The organism is Sporosarcina sp. P13, assembly GCF_002743055.1.
GTDB lineage: Bacteria > Bacillota > Bacilli > Bacillales_A > Planococcaceae > Sporosarcina.
In genome coordinates this window covers 24,787-44,709 of record NZ_PDYM01000019.1, presented here as the reverse complement: position 1 = coordinate 44,709, position 19,923 = coordinate 24,787, and the positions used below count along the sequence as shown (strand labels likewise).

Here is a 19,923-nt window from a genome sequence, read left to right as displayed (position 1 = left end):
ATGAAACAAATCAACAAACTTAAGAAGCAATATAATGATATTGAAATCCCTTCTGAATTGGACGAAGTAGTGAAACAAACGATTCAAAGAGCGACAATAACAAAAAAGAGGCGCTCACCTGTAAAGCGATGGTCCCTTGGCGTGGCTGTAGCGGTTGCTATGTTCGTTGGTAGCATTAATGTCAGTCCAGCCTTCGCAAATTCGTTAGTGAATATTCCTGTTCTTGGCTCCATTGTAGAAGTCTTCACTGTCCAGACCTTAACGATGGACAAAGAAACGTACCAAGCAAATTTGAAAACACCAGCAATCAGTGGGTTGGATAGTGAAGGATTGCAAACCGCATTGAATGAGAAATACATCGAAGAAAACAAAGAGCTTTTTAAGCAATTTAAGGCAGACGTTGCAGACATGGAAAAGGTCGGTGCAGGGCACATGGGCATCGATTCTGGATATGAAGTGAAAACCGATACAGAGCAATTATTATCTATAGCTCGTTTTGAAGTGAATATGGTCGGATCATCTTCCACTACGATGCAATACGATACGATTGATAAACAAAACAATATTTTAATTACATTACCGAGTCTTTTTAAGGATGATTCCTATGTTGAAATAATTAGTGCCTATATTAAAGACGACATAAAGCAGCAAATGAAAGATGACAAAAATGCTGCGTATCTCACTAGCGAAGGAGCGGATCCAGAGTTCCACTCGATTCAAGCAAATCAAAACTTCTATATTACTGCGGATCATAAACTCGTAATCTCTTTTGATAAGTACGAAATAGCGGCTGGTTATATGGGAGTGGTCACATTTGAAATCCCTTCAGATATTTTGAGTGATGTCCTTGTAGGGGACACGTATATTCAGTAAGTTTTTTGTAACTGCAGCAGATGATTTATTTCGTCTGCTGTTCTTCCTTTAATAGACTAACTTCTAATACATACATAAGATTGAAAAACGACCTATTCAGCACCAAATGACAGGAGGATATAATTTATATGAGTACACTAGGTCAACAAGCGGGATGCAAAAGGAGAAGGTTAAAAAAACAGTATTTCCTTATTCTTCTTCTCGTTTTATTTGGTACTGTTTTTTTTGTTGGGAAATCCTATTCTTTCCGTGAACTACCTAGCACACCGGATGAACCTTCAACTACACTAGAACTAACCGATACACCAGAACCAATTGCTACACCAAAACCAATCGATACACCAGAACCAATTGCTATACCAGAAGAATCGGGCCCTAAACCTGAACCCCCCACTGAAGTAGAATCCGATAAAACAGCACTAGTTACTGAAGAAAATATACCAAAAAAAGTAGTCTATTTGACGTTCGATGATGGCCCTAGCAAATTGACTGAACAATTTTTAGATGTCTTGCAAGCGCATAGGGTGAAGGCTACGTTCTTTATGCAAGGAAGCAATTTAAAGAAAGAATACCTGCAGAAAAGTGTAAGACGTGCAGTACAAGAAGGCCATTACATCGGTGGTCATAGTGTGACTCATAATTATAAAACGCTTTACACAGATCAGCAATTTGTGCCCGAGATGATTGAAACACTAGATCTTATCCATGAAATAACAGGAACAACTCCTCGCTTAGTTCGACCTCCTTATGGATCAGCGCCAGGATTGAAAAATGAACAGATGCGAAAACAACTAGCTGATGCACATATCAAAGTTTGGGATTGGACTATCGATTCGTACGATTGGAAACTTGCGGGTAACCCTTCTCAAATAGTGAAAAACATCAAACAGGGTACTACTTCTGACAGAGAAATTGTATTGATGCACGAAAAGAAACAAACTTTGGAGGTGCTCCCTGAGATCCTTAAGTTCTTCAAGGATCAAGGATACGAATTTGCTGTCTATAACGATGCCCATCACTTTGTCCTCAATTTCCAAAATGATTCAGAGCTGTAGGGAAGGTGTTTGTTTAAATGTACTACTAATCTGTTCCAATCATTTATGATGGTTGAACGAGTAATCTATTGTGAATTCATTTTCGGAATTGTACTTTACCAATTCGAAACTTATATATATATAATATACAGATTGACAATTCTGTCAAAACAATTTATGATATTGAAAAATGTGATGAACTGTTCGAAGTAGTTTTGCAAACTTGGCATAAGAGACTTGGTGGTTGGTGCGAACCAAGCAAGGTGCAATAACGAATTACAAACAGGGAGCAGACGCTGTTTGTGTCCGGTTTTGGCCGTTATCTAAAATGAGTGAGCAGGATCTTTCTGCTAATTTGGGTGGTACCACGGAGCTTCCGTCCCTTCAGTTTTGATGGGAGGAGGCTTTTTTATTTTTGTCGGAAATTTGAAGATTGATATACATATTAACAATAGATTCAAGGAGATGCGCATATGAAAAAAGAAATGTCTGGATGGTTGGCGATTATTCCGATTTTAACGTTAATTGGGGCAGCATCGATGTCTGTATTTGTTTGGAAAGCCGGAATGCTCATGCCGTTACTAATTGGTGTATTTGCAGCAGCCCTTGTTGCCCGAGCAGCTGGTTTTGATTGGGATGCTATTCAAAAAATGATGGTCAACGGTGTAAGCAGAGCGTTGCCTGCAGTATTTATTTTATTATTAATTGGTATTATTGTTGGTTCATGGATGGCAAGCGGGGTTATTCCAACAATCATATTTTACGGTCTTTCACTCATTCATCCATCGCTTTTCATCCCCGTTGTCGCTGTAGTTACCGGCATTGTGTCGATCACTCTTGGCAGTTCGTTTACATCCATCGCGACAGTAGGTTTAGCATTTATGGCGATTGGGGAAGGTCTTGGTTTCCCGGCGGGCCTTGTGGGCGGAGCCGTGATTTCGGGTGCGTTTTTTGGTGATAAGCTATCTCCATTATCCGATACAACCAACATTGCTCCAGCGATGGTGGAAACAGATGTATTTGCGCATATTAAACATATGCTTTGGGATACAATTCCGGCTTTTCTGATTGCGATTATTATGTATTGGTTTGTCGGGAACACCTATGCTGGTGTTGGTGCAGCAAATTCAGATGTAATTGATGGGATTAAAGCAGGCCTTTCGGATTTGTTTCTTATTCATCCACTTCTATTGCTTTTACCAGTTTTGACAATTGTGCTGATGATGTTACGTGTGCCGGCAATACCTGCACTTGCTGGGGTGGGAGTGCTCGGCGGAGTAGTAGCTGTTTTGGTGCAGGATACTACGGTTTCGCAAATCATTCAAGTGATGACGAGTGGATTTGCAGTGGATTCTGACATCGCTGCTATTGACTCTTTATTAAATCGTGGCGGAATGACTTCTATGCTAAGCACGGTCGCACTATTAGTAATTGCAACAGCACTCGGTGGCATACTTGAAGAGTCCGGTTCCTTTGAAATTTTAACGAGAAAAATGATGGCGCGTGTCCGTTCGACAGGCAGTTTGATACTAACAACAATTTTTTCAACGTTCGTTGTTGCATTTGCGAGTGGAGCACAGTTTTTGGCAATCGTACTACCTTCAAGAACATTTGTCTCGAAGTATAAAGAGATGAATATTGATACGAAAAATTTATCACGATGCGTGGAGTCGGCGGGAACAGTCGGTATTAATCTTGTGCCATGGGGTGTGCCGGCCGTTTTTGCAGCCGGAATTTTTGGGATTAGCCCAGGGGAATTTATTCCTTACGCATTCTTTGTGTTCCTCGTACCACTTATTAACGTCCTGTTCGGCTTTACAGGTTGGACTATTACGAAAAAAACGTACAGTATACAGCGAGAAGTTGAAACTGATAAAGGAGATGCACCAATATGGGTGAAGTAATTTTACAAGTGTTGGGAACAGCGCAGGATGCAGGATTGCCGCAACCCAATTGTTATTGCGAAAATTGTACAAAAGCGATGGATGATCCGTCATTCAAACGACGAGCAGCATCGCTAGGTATTGTATTTCCGGATAAACATGAATGGCATTTAATTGATGCATCACCTGATTTTAAAGAGCAAATTACTATGCTTCAACGCGCACATGGATTGGAAGGTCATGTTATGGAAAGTATCTTCCTAACGCATGCCCACATCGGACATTATCCGGGTCTGATCTATCTAGGGAAAGAAGCTATGAATACACAGAATGTGCAAGTATATGCTGGCCAGTTGATGAAGAACGTGCTAGAAACACATGTACCTTGGCGTCAATTAACAAATCTCGGTAATATTCAAGTGCAGGCAATTGATGATGGAATTCCAACTAGACTTAATGAGAGTGTGGAAGTTGTTCCAGTAAGAGTACCTCACCGGAACGAATTCTCCGAGACGTTTGGCTTTTGGATAAATGGTACAAAGAAGAAAGTATTATATATTCCTGACATAGACAGTTGGGAGGAGTGGGAGCTGGATGTTGCAGAAGCATGCGCACAAGCGGATATTTGTCTATTAGATGCAACATTTTTCTCTGGCAACGATTTAGCGGGTAGCGGCAGCAGTGACAGGGACTTGAGCGAGATCCCTCATCCTTTTATCACGGACACAATTGAACGCTTGAAGGGTATAACAGACACTTGCGAAATTTACTTTACCCATTTCAATCACAGTAATCCTGCATTACGAACTACTAGTGAAGAACGAAAATTTATTGAGAAAAATGGTTTTTATATAGCGGATGATGGGATGACGTTTGTTATATAACCGATTCTCTCAATTTTTATGAACAAGCAAAAGCACCCTTTCAAATAGAAGGGGTGCTTGTTTGTGTTTAGGATGGATTTACGGTGTGGTCGTCGCCAGTCTGTACGCTTTTTTTATCCTTTTGAGAATTTGCGTTGTTCTTCTTAGCTGCATCGTTTTGTCCGATGACGTCAAAATCATCTGGGCTTAGATCATATCCAAAGCCATACTCCTCACGCATCTTTTCATTCTTCTTATTGTTTTTCTTCTTAGACATCGTCGTCACCTCCATTTATAGAGTCTGGCTTTTTTTATTGGAATTATGCAGATATTGCTCTAGTTATGAATGCGATGCATACAAAACTTCAGACTTTCTTCATACTTTTCCTAGATGTTTGTTAAGAGTTGGGTGATAAAATGAAGTTAGTAGTGAGACGGGGTGACGATATGACGGAATTTACGATATTGGTGGCGGATGATGATAAGGAAATCCGTGAAGGAATTGAAATTTATTTAAAAAATGAAGGTTATGCTGTGCTGAAGGCAGAAGATGGACAAGAAGCGCTTGAATTACTTGCTTCTAATGAAGTTCATTTACTCATTTTGGATATTATGATGCCGAATATGGATGGCATCACCGCAACATTTAAAATACGAGAAATGAAAAATATCCCAATCATCATGCTAAGCGCCAAAGTAGAGGACACGGATAAGATTCATGGGTTATCAGTAGGTGCCGACGATTATGTGACGAAGCCGTTTCATCCACTGGAACTGATGGCGCGAGTGAAATCGCAGCTTCGACGGTATGTGCAGCTCGGAACATATGAAGGACAAAAAGTTATTGAAGTCGATGGACTTGTGCTGAGTGAAGAAGCGAAGGAGCTAACGGTGGATGGGACACCGGTTCGGCTGACACCAATCGAATACAAAATTACAGAATTGCTGATGAAAAATCCAGGCCGTGTATTTTCTATCAACGAAATTTATGAACGAGTTTGGAATGAGCCTGCGTACAACGCAGAAAACATCGTGGCGGTACATATTCGGAAAATCCGTGAGAAAATTGAAACGGATCCAAAGAATCCTCGTTATGTAAAGGTGGTGTGGGGCGTTGGTTACAAAATCGAGAAATAGTAGTGGATTGGTTTGGTCGCTACTTGCGATTGTTGTTGCGATGGGCAGCCTCATCTACTGCGCGTCATTTGCGCTAGATCTATTTGCAACTGGGTGGGAACGCTTGAATATCGTTGCCGAGTATTTTGGACGAATTATTAGAGGAGGAACGGCGTGATGAATAAAAAAATTCAATTAGCCATCTGGTCCGCACTCGTAACCATCGTGTTGATTGCGTTGCCGTCGATCATTCACTATGCACCACAACTGGTTGGCAAGACGTTTACTGAACAAAGAGACTTTGAGTATCGGATAGAGCAGACATATGAAAACTTAGCGGTCAGCGTACTTAATCCGATTGATCTTGAAAAGGCTACGAAGGCAATACCAGTTTGGCCGGGGGAAATCGAAGAGTATCGGGGTAGGTACGGATCACTGACCGATCAATTGAGTAGTATCCGCCGACAATACGCAGACCGAATCATGGAAGCGAAGGAGGAGGAAAACGAAACACTTCTACTAGCTCTTGTGAAAGAACGTAATACGAAGCTAGAAGATATCGAACAGAATTTCAGTAGTGATGAATATGTTGCCGATAAAATTCGTAGTGATAAAGCGAAAGAGTTGGCCAACACTATAAAAGAAAACGAAAATAATCGTCAAGATCAATTACCGATTTCTTATGACTTAGTCAATACAGAAACGGGTGAACGATTGACAAGAGGAACTGTAGATATACCATCCATGTTCAGGGAAGAGTTCAATGATGCGAAGGGCTATTTTAAGGCAAATTCCGACTTCCATCATATGGGCTACTCCGAATATATGGATGCCCATAAAATGGACTACTCTACTGACGAAGCGACGATTATCAGCAATCCGCCACAGTACTTTGAAGGAACGATCATTATTCCAGAAGAGGTTGTACTGTCCGGAGTATTGAAGAATGAATACAAAGATTTCAAACGTGGAAAATACATGATGTATGTATTTTGGATTGTTGGTATCGTTGCACTTATTGCTTTGTTGACTAAAGTGAAGTTTCGTAAAGGGTGGGTGCTTCATTCGCGATTTGCTTCCACTTATTCACGTTGGAAGATCGATGTCAAAGCCGCTGTTCTATTGGTGACTGTTCTAGCTTTTGCTGTCTATATTGAATCAGAAATTTTCAATATCCTTAATCAATTAACGTATGTTTCACTTGGAAGGATAGTCGAGATGATCATCGGCTTTGTAGTAGGCATGGTACTCGTTGCCTGGTTAGCTTTTCAACTAGTGAATTTGGTAGCGCAGTACCGCGATCTTAAACAGTTGGAAAAGGAATGGTATGAAAGCTATACCGCACAATTTATGCAAAATGTCATCGGCATGTTCAGCAATCGAACAATAGGCATACAATTATTCATCTTACTAATCGGTTTCTTTTTAGCGGGTCTCGGTCTAGCGATCATGGTTGTGGGCGGATTTGGCGTGCTGATTTATTTAGCGTGTGTGTTGTTCCTTGGATTACCTGCCCTATATCTGTTCGCTAGTAAAGGCGCATATCTCAATCGCATCTTAGCCGCCACAAACGACATGGCTGCTGGTCACTTAACACAGGCGATTCCTGTCAAAGGAAAATCATCGCTCGCAAAACACGCAACGAATTTGAACAACTTGCGTGAAGGTGTACGAGTGTCCATCAATGAACAGGCGAAAAGTGAACGGTTAAAAAGTGAACTTATTACGAATGTTAGTCATGATTTGCGAACGCCGCTAACTTCAATCATCACCTATACCGATTTATTAAAAAACGAAAACTTGTCTGCTGAAGAGCGCGGCAAATACGTTGCGATACTTGATTCAAAATCACAACGTTTGAAAACGTTAATAGAGGATTTATTTGAAGTGTCCAAAATGGCTAGCGGCAATATGGAGCTAGTAAGACAGCGCGTGGACTTAAATCAACTAATGCAGCAAGCGTTAGCAGAACATGCAGAAGAATTTTTAAAGCAGGATTTATATATTCGCAGTACGTTACCGGAAACACCAGTCTACGCAATGGTGGACGGACAGAAATGGTGGCGTGTAGTAGATAATTTGCTCGTTAATACACTGAAATATTCATTGACGGGTACGAGAGTGTACGTAAGTCTTCAAAAATTCGGATCAAATGCGCGTATCACTATAAAAAACGTTGCAAAATATGAAATCGGGGATAATACAGATGAATTATTCGAACGTTTTAAGCGCGGTGACGAATCGAGACAGACGGAAGGCTCCGGTCTTGGACTCGCGATTGCACAGTCGATTGTTGAGTTGCATGGCGGCAAGATGAAAGTCGAAGTTGATGGAGATTTATTCAAAGTAACAATCGATGTCGTCGCTGGGTAAATGGATATAGGGCAAGACAGGTGGAAATTCCTGTCTTGCTTTTATTTTATTGCTAAAAGAAGGAATTGGTTTAGCTTGAATTGAAATAGGGTAAGTATACAGAGTGCAATCTGTTTTATAGAGAAGATTTAAGGGAGGAATGGAAAGATGACAACTGTTGACGGTAAATATCCAAACAAAAGAGATTTAACTCCAAAAGTAGGAATTGACAATGAGAGAGCGGTCGTGCCGGATGAATTGCCATTAGCGGATCCTGCCGATTCAGATTCTACAGCAACATTCAGAGAAAATGCGAAGGATGAAACAGGAAAGCATCAGCCTTCCGCTTATAGTCAAAACAAATCACCAAGCCAAAACTATCATGACTTGAAACCAGGCGAAGAATTTCCGTATGGTGATCGAGATGAATATAATCGCAAGTACAATCACGAAGCGCACGATCAGTGGAATGAGCATAAAAACATTGAAAAACCGACAGATCTTTCGTGAAACCAGCCCGCAACTGAGCGTGGCTGTTTTTAGATTGGGGAAGAGAGGGGAATGAATTAATGGGAGCTATTCAGCAACTATCTGCGGCAAGAGGTTACACTTTAGGTCGCATTAAAGGAGTGAGCGAGGATGCTTGGGATGCACAACCCGAGGGATTCTCGAACACGATTCGCTGGAATGTGGGTCATATTTATGTGACGGTAGAAAGCTTGTTAAGCCAAGCGATTCAGACGTATGAAAAAAGTCATTCGGACTGGCCGGAGTTTTTTGCACCAGGTAGTAGTCCAACTTCATGGCAAAGCGCACCGCCGACGACTGAAGAATTAGTCGGGGCATTGGTAGAACAAGGTAAACAGCTTTCGCAAGTGATGGAAAGTTCACCTGTTCAAGCGTTAGAATCACCTCTTTCCATCGGTAAGTTTATCACGTTAGAAACGGTCGATGATGTTCTTCAATTTCTCGCTTGGCATGAAGGCATTCATTCGGGACTGATCAATGGATTAGCGAGAGTCATCAAATAATGAAAGGCAGTCAGAATCGTTCTGGCTGTTTTTTTTTTCCAAAATTAGTTCCTGCGCTTGTCTCAGCCTTAAGTCTGAGATGGAAATCCGCTATGGGGCTGTCGGAGAAAGCAAAAATGCATTATATACTAAAGTTACAAATGAAGGGAGGACAACAACATGAAAAAACTTGGATTACTTTTACTTGGAATTGTTGCAGGTCTGACGTTGGTATTGAACTTAGGATCGATTATTGTACTCGCTATCACAGGAGCGATTGCGCTAACTAGTTTCCATTATTGGAGAAAGAGTATTTCGAAGCTTGCTAAAGTCTTTTGGATGGCGGTGTTGATTATTAGCTTGATTGGATCGGTATCAAATATTGGGGCATTCATCGGAATCATCGCATTGATCGGGATGTATTATGTGTGGCACAAGTGGAATGAGCGTACTGTGAACCCGAACATTACGAAATCGGATGACCCATTTACAAATTTTGAACGTCAGTGGAGTGAACTTACAAAATAAAGGAGAGATGGATTATGAACGCATTTTGGCATCGATTGAAATATACAATACAGGAAGATTTCAAAAGTTTGATGGACAAACCGCAGAAGAAAGAAAATCCGCTTGCGTTGCTCAATCAATACTTTTTGGACGCACAGAAACAAACAGCAGAAATCGGTAAGTTGTTGGAGCGACAAGGTCGTTTGAAAGATGAACTTGAAAGCGAACGGCAAGATGCAGACTTGATGGCGATGAAACGTCGTAATCAGCTAGAATTAGCGGAAGCAACAGGTGAAGGAGAATTGATCGCCTTCGCGAAAGAAGAAGTGGAAGCGTATGAAGGGCGTGTGGCTCGATTGTCTGTGAGCATCCAGGACGCAACACATGAATTGCTTTCATTGGAACGGAAATTCGAAGAGATGAAGCATCGCGTGAGGGATATGCGTGTTCGTCAGTTGCAGTTGATGGGTAAGGAAAACGTCACCCGGGCGCAGGAAAAGATGGATCGTTTTGTTACGCCGGACAGCACGTTTTCGACGCTTGACGATTTACATTCGTATATCGAAAACTTAGGTGGCGGGACAAGAACTACGCAAAGTCATTCTTCCATGGAGCAACGTTTGGATTCATTAGAGAAAACGCACGCAAAGTCTTAAGAAATTGTGTAAACTAGAGGAGGAAGTATTGCGCTTCCTCCATCGAGAAGGGAGAGAATGAAATGGCTACAAAGGATTCTACAAAAATTTCGGTTTATGTGCTCGCTTTACTGACGATTGCGTTCGTCGAATCTATTGTATTTTCAAACGGTAACTTTATTTTCCTCCTTCTCGGTTGGGGATTCCTCGATTATGGCTACCGAAAGCGGGAGAAATGGACCGTAATCACGGGTGCAGTCTTCGTTGTTATTGCACTTCTGACGTTGTGGAGTGTACGACTGCTAGTTTTGGCAATCATTCTCTACATTATAGTAAAGCTATGGAAAGGCGCACCGCCTAGCGAAGTTTTTGGAGATTTGCAAAAGCCAAGAGCGAGACGGTCGCAAGGTCTATGGAGGAACCGCTTATTCTCCGTACAATCCACGCCGTTTTCAACGTATGAGTGGGAAGATGTTCATATACAAGGGTTTTTCGGTGATGTGCAGGTCGATGTGACAGATACGGTCTTGCCTAAAGGGGCTTCTTTCATTTCGATTCGTCAAATCTTCGGTAAAATTATAATTGAGTTGCCATATGACATTCCGGTCCGGATTCACTATGCGACTTTGTATGGTAAGGCGAATTTATTGGCAAAGGACTCACAGCAATTATTTAATGAAACGGTGCAGGAACATGACGGCTATGAAACGAAGCAACCAAATGACCCAGAGTTGATCATTACAATATTTACATGGATTGGTGACGTGGAGGTGCGCAGAAAATGAAAGCAATTATCGGACGCACCTTACTCTTAACCTTCATGTTTAGTGTGCTAGTAGCCTTTTTTTTCTATCTATTCATGGATTTGTCTTTCGCGCAATATAGTACGTTACTTTTAGAGACGGAAGCAGCGGATATGCCTTTTTTGGCTTGGTTATTTTCTACAATCTTTGTTACGAGTTTAGTGATCGCTAGTTGGATTAGTTTAAACAGTAGAACAAGAGAAAATGTCATTAACGAAAAATTGGAAGATCTATATTCAAAACAGGAATTTATCAAATCCAATAAGATGAAAAAACAGACAAACCGTTCGATTGAGCAATTATATGAAGTGCTTGAAGCGCAGCGCAGTAGTTTGCGAAGGATTACAGATAAACGCGTTGAAACGCAAGATAAAATTATTCAAGAGAGAATTGTTCAGGAACGTCAACGATTAGCTAGGGAATTGCATGATTCCGTTTCTCAGCAATTATTTGCAGCATCGATGTTATTGTCGGCACTTGTTGAGCAGCAAGAAGATAGTTCACCGATCGAAAAGCCGTTACTGCAAGTGGAAAAAATGGTGCAGCAAGCTCAGCTTGAGATGCGGGCTTTACTTTTACATTTACGCCCCGCAGCGTTGCATAACAAGACACTTGCTCAAGGGCTGGAAGAGTTATTGCATGAGTTACAGGAAAAAGTGACATTTGATATTCGCCATCGTTTAGAGGACATTGAGTTATCTAAAGGTGCGGAAGATCATTTATTCCGTATTGCGCAGGAGACGTTATCGAATACGCTGCGTCATGCAAATGCGACCGAAGTAGAGATTTTATTGATCCAGCGGGATGGACTGGCTATTTTGCGTGTGCAAGATAATGGTGTTGGATTTAAACAAGATGATGGAAAAGGTGGAAGCTACGGTTTACAAAATGTTCGGGAACGTGCGATAGAAATCGGTGGTAGCTGTAAGATTGTCTCGGTACCATCGCAAGGGACGATTATAGAAGTGAAATTGCCTATTGAAAAAGGAGAGCTAGCGAATGATTCGAGTGTTGTTAGTCGATGATCATGAAATGGTGCGAATTGGTGTATCGACTTATTTACAGATGCAACCGGATATTGAAGTAATTGGGGAAGCGGAAAATGGTCAAGTAGCAGTCGATAAGGCACTTGTACTACGACCGGATATTATCTTGATGGATATGGTGATGCCGATTATGAACGGTGCGGAGGCAACAGCGGCAATTATCGCGCAGTGGCCTGAAGCGAAAGTAATCATTGTTACGAGCTTCTTGGATGACGATAAACTGTATCCTGCGCTTGAAGCTGGAGCCGTCAGCTATATTTTAAAGACGTCGAATGCCAAGCGCGTGGCGGATGCGATCAGGGAAACGATGCAAGGACAGACCGTATTGGAGCCTGAAGTGACATCTAAAATGATGACCAAAATGCGTGGCGGCCAAGCGCATGAATTGTACGAAGATTTAACGGAGCGCGAACTCGAAGTATTATTGTTGTTGGCACAAGGTAAATCCAATCAAGAAATCGCGGATGAATTGTTTATTGCGTTGAAAACAGTGAAGACGCATGTTAGTAATATTCTATCAAAACTCGAAGTACAAGACCGCACCCAAGCGGTTATTTATGCATTTCAGAAGAAGTTGGCGAAGTAACCGGCATATTAAAATACAATCTAGCATAGGAATAACTAGTGACATGCAGTGTGGATAACAAATTCATTCGACATGAATTGCCAGAAAATATACACTTCTCCACAAACTATCCACTCGTTTTGTGCATAACCACTTGTATTTATGCGGAAATAAAAAGTGTACACATGTGGATAATGCTACGCTTGAAACTTATCCACTGTTGCTACCGTCATAGTAATGCTATAGTTAGTAGAAAATAGAATAGGTGGAGCATAGCCTTCGCGGAAAGAGAGACCTATGGAATTATTTGATTTAATTAAAGCATTAATATTAGGATTTGTAGAAGGAATGACGGAATTTGCGCCTGTTTCTTCAACAGGACACTTGATCATTGTCGATGATATGTGGTTGAAGACGGAAGAGTTCTTAGGGAAATATCCCGCAATCACATTTAAAATCGTCATTCAGTTAGGCTCAATTTTAGCTGTCGTCGTCGTTTTTTGGAAACGATTATTCAGTCTAGTCGGTTTGTATAAAGGTAAGAGCGATACCAAGATGAGTGAGCAGTTTAATTTATTACACGTCATCGTCGGCATGTTGCCAGCGGTTATTTTTGGTTTTGCATTCAAGGATTTGATCGATGATTATTTATTCGGTGTGGAAACGGTCATTATTGCATTAGTTGCGGGTGCGTTGTTGATGATTGCGGCGGATAAATTTGGGCCGAAGCAACCGTGGGTAGAGACGCTTGATCAAATTACATACAGACAGGCGTTCACTGTCGGACTGGTGCAGTGTTTGTCGCTTTGGCCAGGGTTTTCCCGTTCAGGGGCAACGATTTCGGGTGGTGTGTTGTTCGGGATGAATCACCGGACGGCAGCAGATTTTACGTTTATCATGGCGGTGCCGATTATGATAGGTGCTAGTTTGGTGTCTGTGCTGAAGAACTGGGAGTATATGTCGATGGATTATATTTCGTTTTACGTCGTCGGCTTCCTGAGCGCGTTCGTGTTCTCGCTGATTTCGATCCGTTTCTTCCTGAAATTGATTTCCAAGGTGAAATTAGTGCCGTTTGCGATTTATCGTATTGTCCTAGCTGGAATTTTGGCTGTTATTGTGTTTTTATAATGATGAAAGAGACCTTTGCGAATTATGCAGAGGTCTTTTTGTGTGCTGTAGATTGTGGTTGGGCGCTCATAGAACGTGGTGCTGCGCTCATAGAACGTGGTGCCGCGCTCATAGAACTGGTCCTGCGCTCATAGATTGTGTCCTCGCGCTCATAGAACCTGGTGCCGCGCTCATAGATTGTGTCCTCGCGCTCATAGAACCTGGTGCCGCGCTCATAGAACCCGGTCTCGCGCTCATAGCCCACATATCCGCCCTTACAAAGTATAAACTTTCCCGGCTTCTGCAAGCTCTACCGAACCAGTGAAGGTTTTTTTCGCTTCGTTCAAAATATCTTGGATGTTTCCGTGATGCGGCAAGTGAGTGAGGACGAGTTGCCCCACTTCGGCTTGCTGTGCGAGTGTTCCTGCTTGGCTACCGGCAAGGTGACCGGGGGAGATGCCGATGTGTTCTTCGTAAAGGTTGGCTTCGCTGATTAAGATATCTGCGTGCTGTGCAAACGGAATGAGGGCGTCAGTCCATTCGGTATCTGCGGTAAAGACTGCGGATTTGCCTTCGACGGTGAACTTTATCGCCAGGCAGTAGACGGGGTGAACGGTTGGACAAAACGATACGGTGAATGGTCCGATTTTGACGGATTGTTCTGCCGTTATTTCCACACCTTCTGTCTGCCCTTTATATGATAACTTGGTAAATTGTTCTTCATCCTGGGTGTGCCCGTAAATCGGTAGTGTAGGTGACGGTTGTCCGAGGTAATACTGTATTAATCGGCTGTACTGCAAGCTGCCGATGTCTGCGATGTGATCGGCGTGATAATGGCTGATGACGATTGCATCGAGTTGGTCGAGTGCAATATGGTTTTGTAAGGAAGCGAGTACGCCACTGCCGCAGTCGATTAGGCAATGGAATCCATCATGCTCGATGAGGAATGATGATGTTGCGCTGTTAGCTTTAGGGTAGCCGCCCCAGATGCCAAGTGTGGTAATGTTCATGGGATTTCCTCCTATTCGGTTCGCTGTTTTTACTAGTGTAGCTTGTGTAGTATTTGGAAAGCAATGAGTAGACTAGATATTTAGGTGCATATGACGCTTTCATCTTACGTGTAAGCATGAGATAATAAGAAAAATACACTTTGAGGATGACGATATGAGTAAATTAGTTGAAATACAGTTGAATGCACAAGGGACCGTGGCTTTGAAGAAGGGCTATCCGTTAATTTTGAAAGATGCCGTAATGACGAGTGAGATTCGGGCGGAGGAAGGCGATTTGCTTCGTTTGACGGATCGTTATCATAAGTTTTTGGCGAAGGGCTATTATGGTAAGCAGAATAAAGGAATCGGTTGGGTATTGACGGTGAATGAAACAGAAGCGATTGATTTTGATTTCTTTGATCAGAAGATGGCTACGGCATTTGAACGTCGTGATTCGTATATGGAAGATCCAGATACGACGGCTTTCCGTTTATTCAATGGAGAAGGCGATGGTATTGGTGGACTAACAATCGATTATTTCGATGGCTATTATTTAGTTAGCTGGTATAGTGAAGGAATTTATAAGTTCCGCCACCATGTCTATAACGTACTTGATAAGCGTGCGGAATATAAAGGCATCTATGAGAAGAAACGCTTTGATACGCAGGGGCAGTATGTGGAACAAGATGACTTCGTGAAGGGAACTGAAGGTGATTTCCCGATCATCGTTAAAGAAAATGGCATGAACTTTGCTATTGATTTGAATGATGGGGCGATGACGGGTATTTTCCTTGATCAGCGCGATGTGCGTGAGATGATTCGCGAAAAGTATTCGGAAGGTCGCGAGGTGTTGAACACATTCTCTTACACAGGGGCATTTTCAGTGGCGGCTGCTTTAGGTGGCGCGACGAAGACGACGAGTGTAGATTTGGCGAAACGTAGTGTGGCGAAAACGATTGAGCAGTTTAGCGTGAACGGTATCGATTACGAACAGCAGGACATCAAAGTGATGGATGTTTTTGATTACTTCCGTTATGCGAAGCGTCACGACATGAAGTTTGGTTTGGTCGTACTCGATCCACCAAGCTTTGCGCGTTCGAAGAAATATACGTTCAGCACGGCAAAAGATTATCCGATGCTGATGAAAGAAGCAATTGCGGTAACGGAAAAGAACGGTATTATTGTGGCATCCACAAACAATGCGAGCTTCAGTATGAAAAAGTTTAAAGGATTCATTGAACAAGCGTTTAAAGAGACGGGAATTCGTTATAAAGTGCTTGAAGAATCTACTTTGCCGAAAGATTTCCGTACGCCACGTGACTATCCTGAATTTAATTATTTGAAGGTCGTTATCGTTGAGAAACTGAAGTAACCTGTGAAACAGGAGGTACAGTCATGCAGGTGGAAAAACCGAAGCTCGACATACCGAGATCAAGTGTTGAAAAAGCTTTCGATGTGTTGGTTATCGCTTTATTCGCAGCGTCTCTGATGTACTTGGTCTTGCAGTGGAATCAGTTGCCAGATCAAATTCCGGCCCACTTCGGTGCAAATGGTGAAGTGGATCGTTATGGATCTAAATTTGAACTTTTGTTGCTACCGATTATTGGTATTATTCTATGGATTGGTCTATTTATTTTGGAGAAATATCCGCATACGTATAATTACTTCAATTTGCGACCGGACAACATCGAAACCCAATACCGCTATGGTGTTATATTTATGAACGTCACGAAAAACATATCCACATTGTTAATCATCTACATCATGTGGCAAATGAATGCGATTGCGCTTGGGCGGGCGGAATCACTAAATATGCCGATATTTATTGGTATTTTGGTGCTATTGTTTGCTTCGATTGGCTACTATTTTTATCGGGTGATGAAGTTATAGAAAGCTCTACTTATATAGTTACAGTAACTTTTAAAAATTCTGTAAGTAATTGAATCTAATTTTCACCCCTTATCGTATACTCATGATAAGGGGTGATTTTTATGCGATGGAAACTGTTGAGTCTAGTCTTGCTAGCTTTTCTTGTTCTACCAACGACGGTGCGAGCGGTAGATTTTAGCATTACAGATGTTCAGATTAACGCACAATTACAACCAGATGGTACAGTTCAAGTACATGAACGGCATACGTATGATTTTGATAGTGAGTTTAATGGCATCATTCGCGAGATCAAGCCTAAAAAAGGTGCATTAATTGAAGAGTTTACAGCCTATGAAAAAGATAAAGAGTTAAAGGTCGAAAAAAAGAATTATGAATACCGTGCCTATCGAAAAGGCGATAGTGAAGTCATCACAGTAGATTTACAGTACAACATTGTACATGGGATGGAAAAATACGAAGATGGTGCGCAGTTTTATTGGCCGTTTTTTGATCAGCGCAATGAAACAGATTATGGGAATATGACAATTACGGTAGTGCCGCCAAGCACAGCTTCGGACGTTCTATTTCTAGGGTACGATAGCGCCGAGAAGACGGGTAAAGTGAAAGAAGATGGTAGCGTCGTATTTGCTATGGGCACAGTGTATTCTGGTGAAAACGGAGATATACGAGTCGTTTATGAACCGTCATTATTTCCTGATATGAATGCGCGTGACGGAGAAATTCGTCCCGTTGTAATGGAAGAACAGCAACGGTTAGCGATGGAGAAAGCGCATTTCCTAGCTGACCAAAAACGTGCAGCAACTATAGGTGGGGTCAGTGTCGCGACAGGATTTTTAGCGGTTGTGCTAATTGGAATGTTTGCTAACGGCAGAAGGAAAAGACATAGTAAAGAAGCACGGTATCAAATTGATTCAAACGGTTTTTATGTTCCGCAGAGTGATATGAGTATGCCTGCACTCTTACTTTTTCGAAGAGGTACAGCCACTATTGAGCTGATGTCTGCTGCCTTATTAGACTTAGTTCGTAAAGGTCATGTAAAGCAATTATCTGATGAAGAGTTTGAGTTAGTAGATGCGAACGTCAAATTAGAACATGAAAAACAATTGATACAACTACTATTCTACCAAGTTGGCGAGGACAAAAAGTTTACACTTGGACAATTAAAAAGCTATACGAAAGCAAAGAAGAATTATGAGTCATTTAATCTAAAATTTACGATGTGGCAAAAGCTTCTTAAAGAAGAATTAGATCAGTATGAACTTCATGAAAAAACTACTACAGAGCGTGTGGTTTTAAGTGTAATAGGTTTGATAGGAATAGGAATTGTTATCTACTTTTTAGTCTACGAATTGTATTTACACATGTTCATGGCAATCATGCTGACGTTAGTTGCCTTAGCGTATGCGTTGTTTTATCGTGCGCATAACTATTTCGGTACGCTATTATCTCAAGAGTGGCATCAGGTAGAGAAATGGATGAAGGAATTGGATACGAAGAAATGGCAGTCATTATCCATTGATGATCGATTCCGCGTTCTGATTTACGGAGTAGGAGTCAAACATCCTGAACTCGATTCTTACTACAAAGCGTTCGCCGATGCTCAACAGCAACTCAAGGAAAACCGCACCAATCCAAACGAACATCATAGTAGTTATTATGAGGGCACTTACCATGGAGGTATGGTCTATAACCCCGTCTTCCTAACAGGTTCATTCAGTCAAGCATCATCTAACGTATCCGCTAACACGCCAAGTGACGATAGCAGTAGCAGTAGCGGTGGCGGAACGGGTGGCGGCGGCGGAGGATCTGGTGCCTTTTAATGCATCCTTTCAAAGGAGGAAATCATGGGAATTACAATTGTTTGGTTTCGAAAAGATTTACGCATGCATGATCATCCTGCCTTAGTCGAAGCGGCAGCACATGGAGAAGTGCTGCCGGTTTTCATTTTGCCTGAAACCGTTCACGAGGCATCAGATTGGTGGGTGCATCATAGCTTGGTAGAATTACAAAAAAAGTTTGAACAGCAACAAATTCAATTGGTCGTTAGGAAAGGTCCGCCGGTTGAACAACTTCTGAAAATCCAGCAGGAAAGCGGTGCTGATCAACTCGTATTCAATGAATTGTATGATCCAGAAAGCCGGCAGCACGAGAAGGAACTGACAGTCTCCTTAGAAAAAATGAATGTGCAAGTTCGCTCATTTCAAGGTACTTTACTCGTACCTCCTGATGCGATTTTCAATAAAAGTGGGCAACCGTATAAAGTGTTCACCCCTTTTTGGAAGCAACTTCGACAAGAACCCATTGCACAATCGCTTCTTGCACCAGAAAAGCTGCCTCCATCTTCCGCACGTCTAGCCTCATTGCCAGCAGATGAATGGGGTTTATTACCACGCCTTTCTTGGGAAGAAAAGTTTCAATGGAAGCCAGGCGAAACAGCTGCAATTGAGTGTTGGCAAACGTTCCGTGCCGAAGGATTCTCTGACTATAAAGAAGGCCGGGATATTCCTGCGCAGCCAAATGTTTCGCGGTTATCCCCGTATGTAGCGGCAGGTAATATAAGCGTGCGTTCGCTTTGGTATAGTGCGCTTGCAACCGATTGGATTGATGATGAGCAGATTGAAGCCTTTTTGCGGCAGTTGGCATGGCGGGATTTTGCGCATTATCAGTTGCTGTACTTCCCCCACATGCTAGAAAAACCTGTGCGTCCAGAATTCGAAAAATTTCCATGGCAATCGTCAACAGAAAATGTACAGGCATGGAAAACAAGGCAAACTGGCTATCCGTTAGTTGATGCGGGTATGAGGGAATTATGGAAAACGGGCTATATGCATAATCGCGTACGGATGATCGCCGCTTCGTTTTTGATCAAGCATTTATTGACGGATTGGCGAGAAGGAATGAAGTGGTTTGAAGAAACGTTAGTAGATTGGGATATTGCGAACAATGCGATGGGTTGGCAATGGATAGCGGGAAGTGGATTTGATGCGTCTCCTTATTTCAGGATTTTCAACCCGATTGTACAAGGAGAGAAATTCGATGGAGCAGCAATCTACGTAAAGAAATGGGTGCCAGAGTTAAGAGAGCTACCGGAAAAATATATTTTCCAGCCAGCAGAAGCGCCAGCAAGTGTATTGCAGTCTGCAGGTGTAAAGATTGGAACTACCTATCCAGCGCCGATTGTTGACCACAGAGCTGCCCGCGAACGTGCACTGGCAGCATACGATACATGTAAAAAAGGTTAAATCTCATC

Annotated in this window: 22 protein-coding genes and 1 other annotated feature; of the genes, 20 read left to right on the top strand and 2 right to left on the bottom strand. The window is 42.1% G+C overall.

Annotated elements, in window-relative coordinates; translation table 11 throughout:
* From rsiV to CSV79_RS10155, 4 genes are all read left to right on the top strand, one after another.
* Positions 1 to 873, top strand: a complete 873-nt coding sequence (gene rsiV / locus CSV79_RS10170; protein WP_199171903.1) for an anti-sigma-V factor RsiV — start codon at positions 1 to 3, stop codon at positions 871 to 873.
* Between the two features lie 128 nt (positions 874 to 1,001).
* Positions 1,002 to 1,928, top strand: a complete 927-nt coding sequence (locus CSV79_RS10165) for a polysaccharide deacetylase family protein (protein WP_099688939.1) — start codon at positions 1,002 to 1,004, stop codon at positions 1,926 to 1,928.
* A gap of 165 nt (positions 1,929 to 2,093) precedes the next feature.
* Positions 2,094 to 2,294 (top strand) — a binding site (T-box leader).
* Positions 2,295 to 2,380: 86 nt separating this feature from the next.
* Positions 2,381 to 3,811, top strand: a complete 1,431-nt coding sequence (nhaC, locus tag CSV79_RS10160; RefSeq protein ID WP_099688938.1) for a Na+/H+ antiporter NhaC — start codon at positions 2,381 to 2,383, stop codon at positions 3,809 to 3,811.
* Complete coding sequence (locus CSV79_RS10155; RefSeq protein WP_099688937.1) at positions 3,799 to 4,674, top strand: MBL fold metallo-hydrolase; 876 nt, start codon at positions 3,799 to 3,801, stop codon at positions 4,672 to 4,674. Before nhaC ends, CSV79_RS10155 begins: the two co-directional genes overlap by 13 nt.
* Before the next feature lie 67 nt (positions 4,675 to 4,741).
* Here the strand turns inward: CSV79_RS10155 and CSV79_RS10150 are convergent, their stop codons facing one another.
* Positions 4,742 to 4,930, bottom strand: coding sequence for a hypothetical protein (locus CSV79_RS10150; RefSeq protein WP_099688936.1), 189 nt, complete (start codon positions 4,928 to 4,930; stop codon positions 4,742 to 4,744).
* Between the two features lie 170 nt (positions 4,931 to 5,100).
* Here CSV79_RS10150 and CSV79_RS10145 point away from each other — a divergent pair, with 170 nt between their 5' ends.
* From CSV79_RS10145 to CSV79_RS17300, 12 genes are all read left to right on the top strand, one after another.
* A complete protein-coding gene (locus CSV79_RS10145; RefSeq protein ID WP_099688952.1) occupies positions 5,101 to 5,790 on the top strand; it encodes a response regulator transcription factor in 690 nt (229 codons plus the stop codon).
* Positions 5,768 to 5,947, top strand: coding sequence for a hypothetical protein (locus CSV79_RS10140; protein WP_099688935.1), 180 nt, complete (start codon positions 5,768 to 5,770; stop codon positions 5,945 to 5,947). Before CSV79_RS10145 ends, CSV79_RS10140 begins: the two co-directional genes overlap by 23 nt.
* Positions 5,947 to 8,142, top strand: a complete 2,196-nt coding sequence (locus tag CSV79_RS10135) for a sensor histidine kinase (RefSeq protein WP_099688934.1) — start codon at positions 5,947 to 5,949, stop codon at positions 8,140 to 8,142. The genes CSV79_RS10140 and CSV79_RS10135 overlap by 1 nt, the downstream gene beginning before the upstream one ends.
* A 147-nt stretch (positions 8,143 to 8,289) precedes the next feature.
* Positions 8,290 to 8,631, top strand: coding sequence for a hypothetical protein (locus CSV79_RS10130; protein WP_099688933.1), 342 nt, complete (start codon positions 8,290 to 8,292; stop codon positions 8,629 to 8,631).
* A 59-nt stretch (positions 8,632 to 8,690) separates the two neighbouring features.
* Entirely contained in the window at positions 8,691 to 9,152 is a 462-nt protein-coding gene (locus CSV79_RS10125) for a DinB family protein (protein ID WP_099688932.1), read from the top strand.
* Positions 9,153 to 9,311: 159 nt separating this feature from the next.
* Positions 9,312 to 9,659: a lmo0954 family membrane protein gene (locus tag CSV79_RS10120; RefSeq protein WP_099688931.1), complete on the top strand. Its 348-nt coding sequence runs from the start codon at positions 9,312 to 9,314 to the stop codon at positions 9,657 to 9,659.
* Between the two features lie 14 nt (positions 9,660 to 9,673).
* A complete protein-coding gene (locus tag CSV79_RS10115) occupies positions 9,674 to 10,294 on the top strand; it encodes a PspA/IM30 family protein (RefSeq protein ID WP_099688930.1) in 621 nt (206 codons plus the stop codon).
* A gap of 62 nt (positions 10,295 to 10,356) precedes the next feature.
* Complete coding sequence (gene liaF, locus CSV79_RS10110; RefSeq protein WP_099688929.1) at positions 10,357 to 11,058, top strand: cell wall-active antibiotics response protein LiaF; 702 nt, start codon at positions 10,357 to 10,359, stop codon at positions 11,056 to 11,058.
* Positions 11,055 to 12,101: a sensor histidine kinase gene (locus CSV79_RS10105; RefSeq protein ID WP_099688928.1), complete on the top strand. Its 1,047-nt coding sequence runs from the start codon at positions 11,055 to 11,057 to the stop codon at positions 12,099 to 12,101. Before liaF ends, CSV79_RS10105 begins: the two co-directional genes overlap by 4 nt.
* A complete protein-coding gene (locus tag CSV79_RS10100) occupies positions 12,076 to 12,708 on the top strand; it encodes a response regulator transcription factor (RefSeq protein WP_099688927.1) in 633 nt (210 codons plus the stop codon). The genes CSV79_RS10105 and CSV79_RS10100 overlap by 26 nt, the downstream gene beginning before the upstream one ends.
* A gap of 276 nt (positions 12,709 to 12,984) precedes the next feature.
* Entirely contained in the window at positions 12,985 to 13,815 is an 831-nt protein-coding gene (locus CSV79_RS10095) for an undecaprenyl-diphosphate phosphatase (protein WP_099688926.1), read from the top strand.
* Positions 13,815 to 13,949, top strand: coding sequence for a hypothetical protein (locus CSV79_RS17300; RefSeq protein ID WP_255407433.1), 135 nt, complete (start codon positions 13,815 to 13,817; stop codon positions 13,947 to 13,949). The genes CSV79_RS10095 and CSV79_RS17300 overlap by 1 nt, the downstream gene beginning before the upstream one ends.
* A gap of 120 nt (positions 13,950 to 14,069) precedes the next feature.
* Here CSV79_RS17300 and CSV79_RS10090 read toward each other — a convergent pair whose 3' ends face one another.
* Positions 14,070 to 14,804 (bottom strand): MBL fold metallo-hydrolase, encoded by a 735-nt coding sequence (locus CSV79_RS10090; RefSeq protein ID WP_099688925.1) that lies wholly within the window; start codon positions 14,802 to 14,804, stop codon positions 14,070 to 14,072.
* 154 nt (positions 14,805 to 14,958) lie between these two features.
* Here CSV79_RS10090 and CSV79_RS10085 point away from each other — a divergent pair, with 154 nt between their 5' ends.
* The 4 genes from CSV79_RS10085 to CSV79_RS10070 all read left to right on the top strand — a co-directional run bounded on the left by CSV79_RS10085 (position 14,959) and on the right by CSV79_RS10070 (position 19,915).
* Entirely contained in the window at positions 14,959 to 16,155 is a 1,197-nt protein-coding gene (locus CSV79_RS10085) for a class I SAM-dependent rRNA methyltransferase (protein WP_099688924.1), read from the top strand.
* Positions 16,156 to 16,178: 23 nt separating this feature from the next.
* Positions 16,179 to 16,673, top strand: a complete 495-nt coding sequence (locus CSV79_RS10080) for a DUF1648 domain-containing protein (protein ID WP_099688923.1) — start codon at positions 16,179 to 16,181, stop codon at positions 16,671 to 16,673.
* Between the two features lie 101 nt (positions 16,674 to 16,774).
* Positions 16,775 to 18,493, top strand: a complete 1,719-nt coding sequence (locus tag CSV79_RS10075; protein WP_099688922.1) for a DUF2207 domain-containing protein — start codon at positions 16,775 to 16,777, stop codon at positions 18,491 to 18,493.
* Positions 18,494 to 18,517: 24 nt separating this feature from the next.
* Positions 18,518 to 19,915 (top strand): cryptochrome/photolyase family protein, encoded by a 1,398-nt coding sequence (locus CSV79_RS10070; RefSeq protein ID WP_099688921.1) that lies wholly within the window; start codon positions 18,518 to 18,520, stop codon positions 19,913 to 19,915.
* Positions 19,916 to 19,923 lie beyond the last annotated feature (8 nt).

What these genes read in the sequence shown, in the direction of transcription:
- rsiV (WP_199171903.1), top strand. Translation starts at nt 1, where the DNA reads ATGAAACAAATCAACAAACTTAAGAAGCAATATAATGATATTGAAATC.
- CSV79_RS10165 (WP_099688939.1), top strand. Translation starts at nt 1,002, where the DNA reads ATGAGTACACTAGGTCAACAAGCGGGATGCAAAAGGAGAAGGTTAAAA.
- nhaC (WP_099688938.1), top strand. Translation starts at nt 2,381, where the DNA reads ATGAAAAAAGAAATGTCTGGATGGTTGGCGATTATTCCGATTTTAACG.
- CSV79_RS10155 (WP_099688937.1), top strand. Translation starts at nt 3,799, where the DNA reads ATGGGTGAAGTAATTTTACAAGTGTTGGGAACAGCGCAGGATGCAGGA.
- CSV79_RS10150 (WP_099688936.1), bottom strand. Translation starts at nt 4,930, where the DNA reads ATGTCTAAGAAGAAAAACAATAAGAAGAATGAAAAGATGCGTGAGGAG.
- CSV79_RS10145 (WP_099688952.1), top strand. Translation starts at nt 5,101, where the DNA reads ATGACGGAATTTACGATATTGGTGGCGGATGATGATAAGGAAATCCGT.
- CSV79_RS10135 (WP_099688934.1), top strand. Translation starts at nt 5,947, where the DNA reads ATGAATAAAAAAATTCAATTAGCCATCTGGTCCGCACTCGTAACCATC.
- CSV79_RS10130 (WP_099688933.1), top strand. Translation starts at nt 8,290, where the DNA reads ATGACAACTGTTGACGGTAAATATCCAAACAAAAGAGATTTAACTCCA.
- CSV79_RS10125 (WP_099688932.1), top strand. Translation starts at nt 8,691, where the DNA reads ATGGGAGCTATTCAGCAACTATCTGCGGCAAGAGGTTACACTTTAGGT.
- CSV79_RS10120 (WP_099688931.1), top strand. Translation starts at nt 9,312, where the DNA reads ATGAAAAAACTTGGATTACTTTTACTTGGAATTGTTGCAGGTCTGACG.
- CSV79_RS10115 (WP_099688930.1), top strand. Translation starts at nt 9,674, where the DNA reads ATGAACGCATTTTGGCATCGATTGAAATATACAATACAGGAAGATTTC.
- liaF (WP_099688929.1), top strand. Translation starts at nt 10,357, where the DNA reads ATGGCTACAAAGGATTCTACAAAAATTTCGGTTTATGTGCTCGCTTTA.
- CSV79_RS10105 (WP_099688928.1), top strand. Translation starts at nt 11,055, where the DNA reads ATGAAAGCAATTATCGGACGCACCTTACTCTTAACCTTCATGTTTAGT.
- CSV79_RS10100 (WP_099688927.1), top strand. Translation starts at nt 12,076, where the DNA reads ATGATTCGAGTGTTGTTAGTCGATGATCATGAAATGGTGCGAATTGGT.
- CSV79_RS10095 (WP_099688926.1), top strand. Translation starts at nt 12,985, where the DNA reads ATGGAATTATTTGATTTAATTAAAGCATTAATATTAGGATTTGTAGAA.
- CSV79_RS17300 (WP_255407433.1), top strand. Translation starts at nt 13,815, where the DNA reads ATGATGAAAGAGACCTTTGCGAATTATGCAGAGGTCTTTTTGTGTGCT.
- CSV79_RS10090 (WP_099688925.1), bottom strand. Translation starts at nt 14,804, where the DNA reads ATGAACATTACCACACTTGGCATCTGGGGCGGCTACCCTAAAGCTAAC.
- CSV79_RS10085 (WP_099688924.1), top strand. Translation starts at nt 14,959, where the DNA reads ATGAGTAAATTAGTTGAAATACAGTTGAATGCACAAGGGACCGTGGCT.
- CSV79_RS10080 (WP_099688923.1), top strand. Translation starts at nt 16,179, where the DNA reads ATGCAGGTGGAAAAACCGAAGCTCGACATACCGAGATCAAGTGTTGAA.
- CSV79_RS10075 (WP_099688922.1), top strand. Translation starts at nt 16,775, where the DNA reads ATGCGATGGAAACTGTTGAGTCTAGTCTTGCTAGCTTTTCTTGTTCTA.
- CSV79_RS10070 (WP_099688921.1), top strand. Translation starts at nt 18,518, where the DNA reads ATGGGAATTACAATTGTTTGGTTTCGAAAAGATTTACGCATGCATGAT.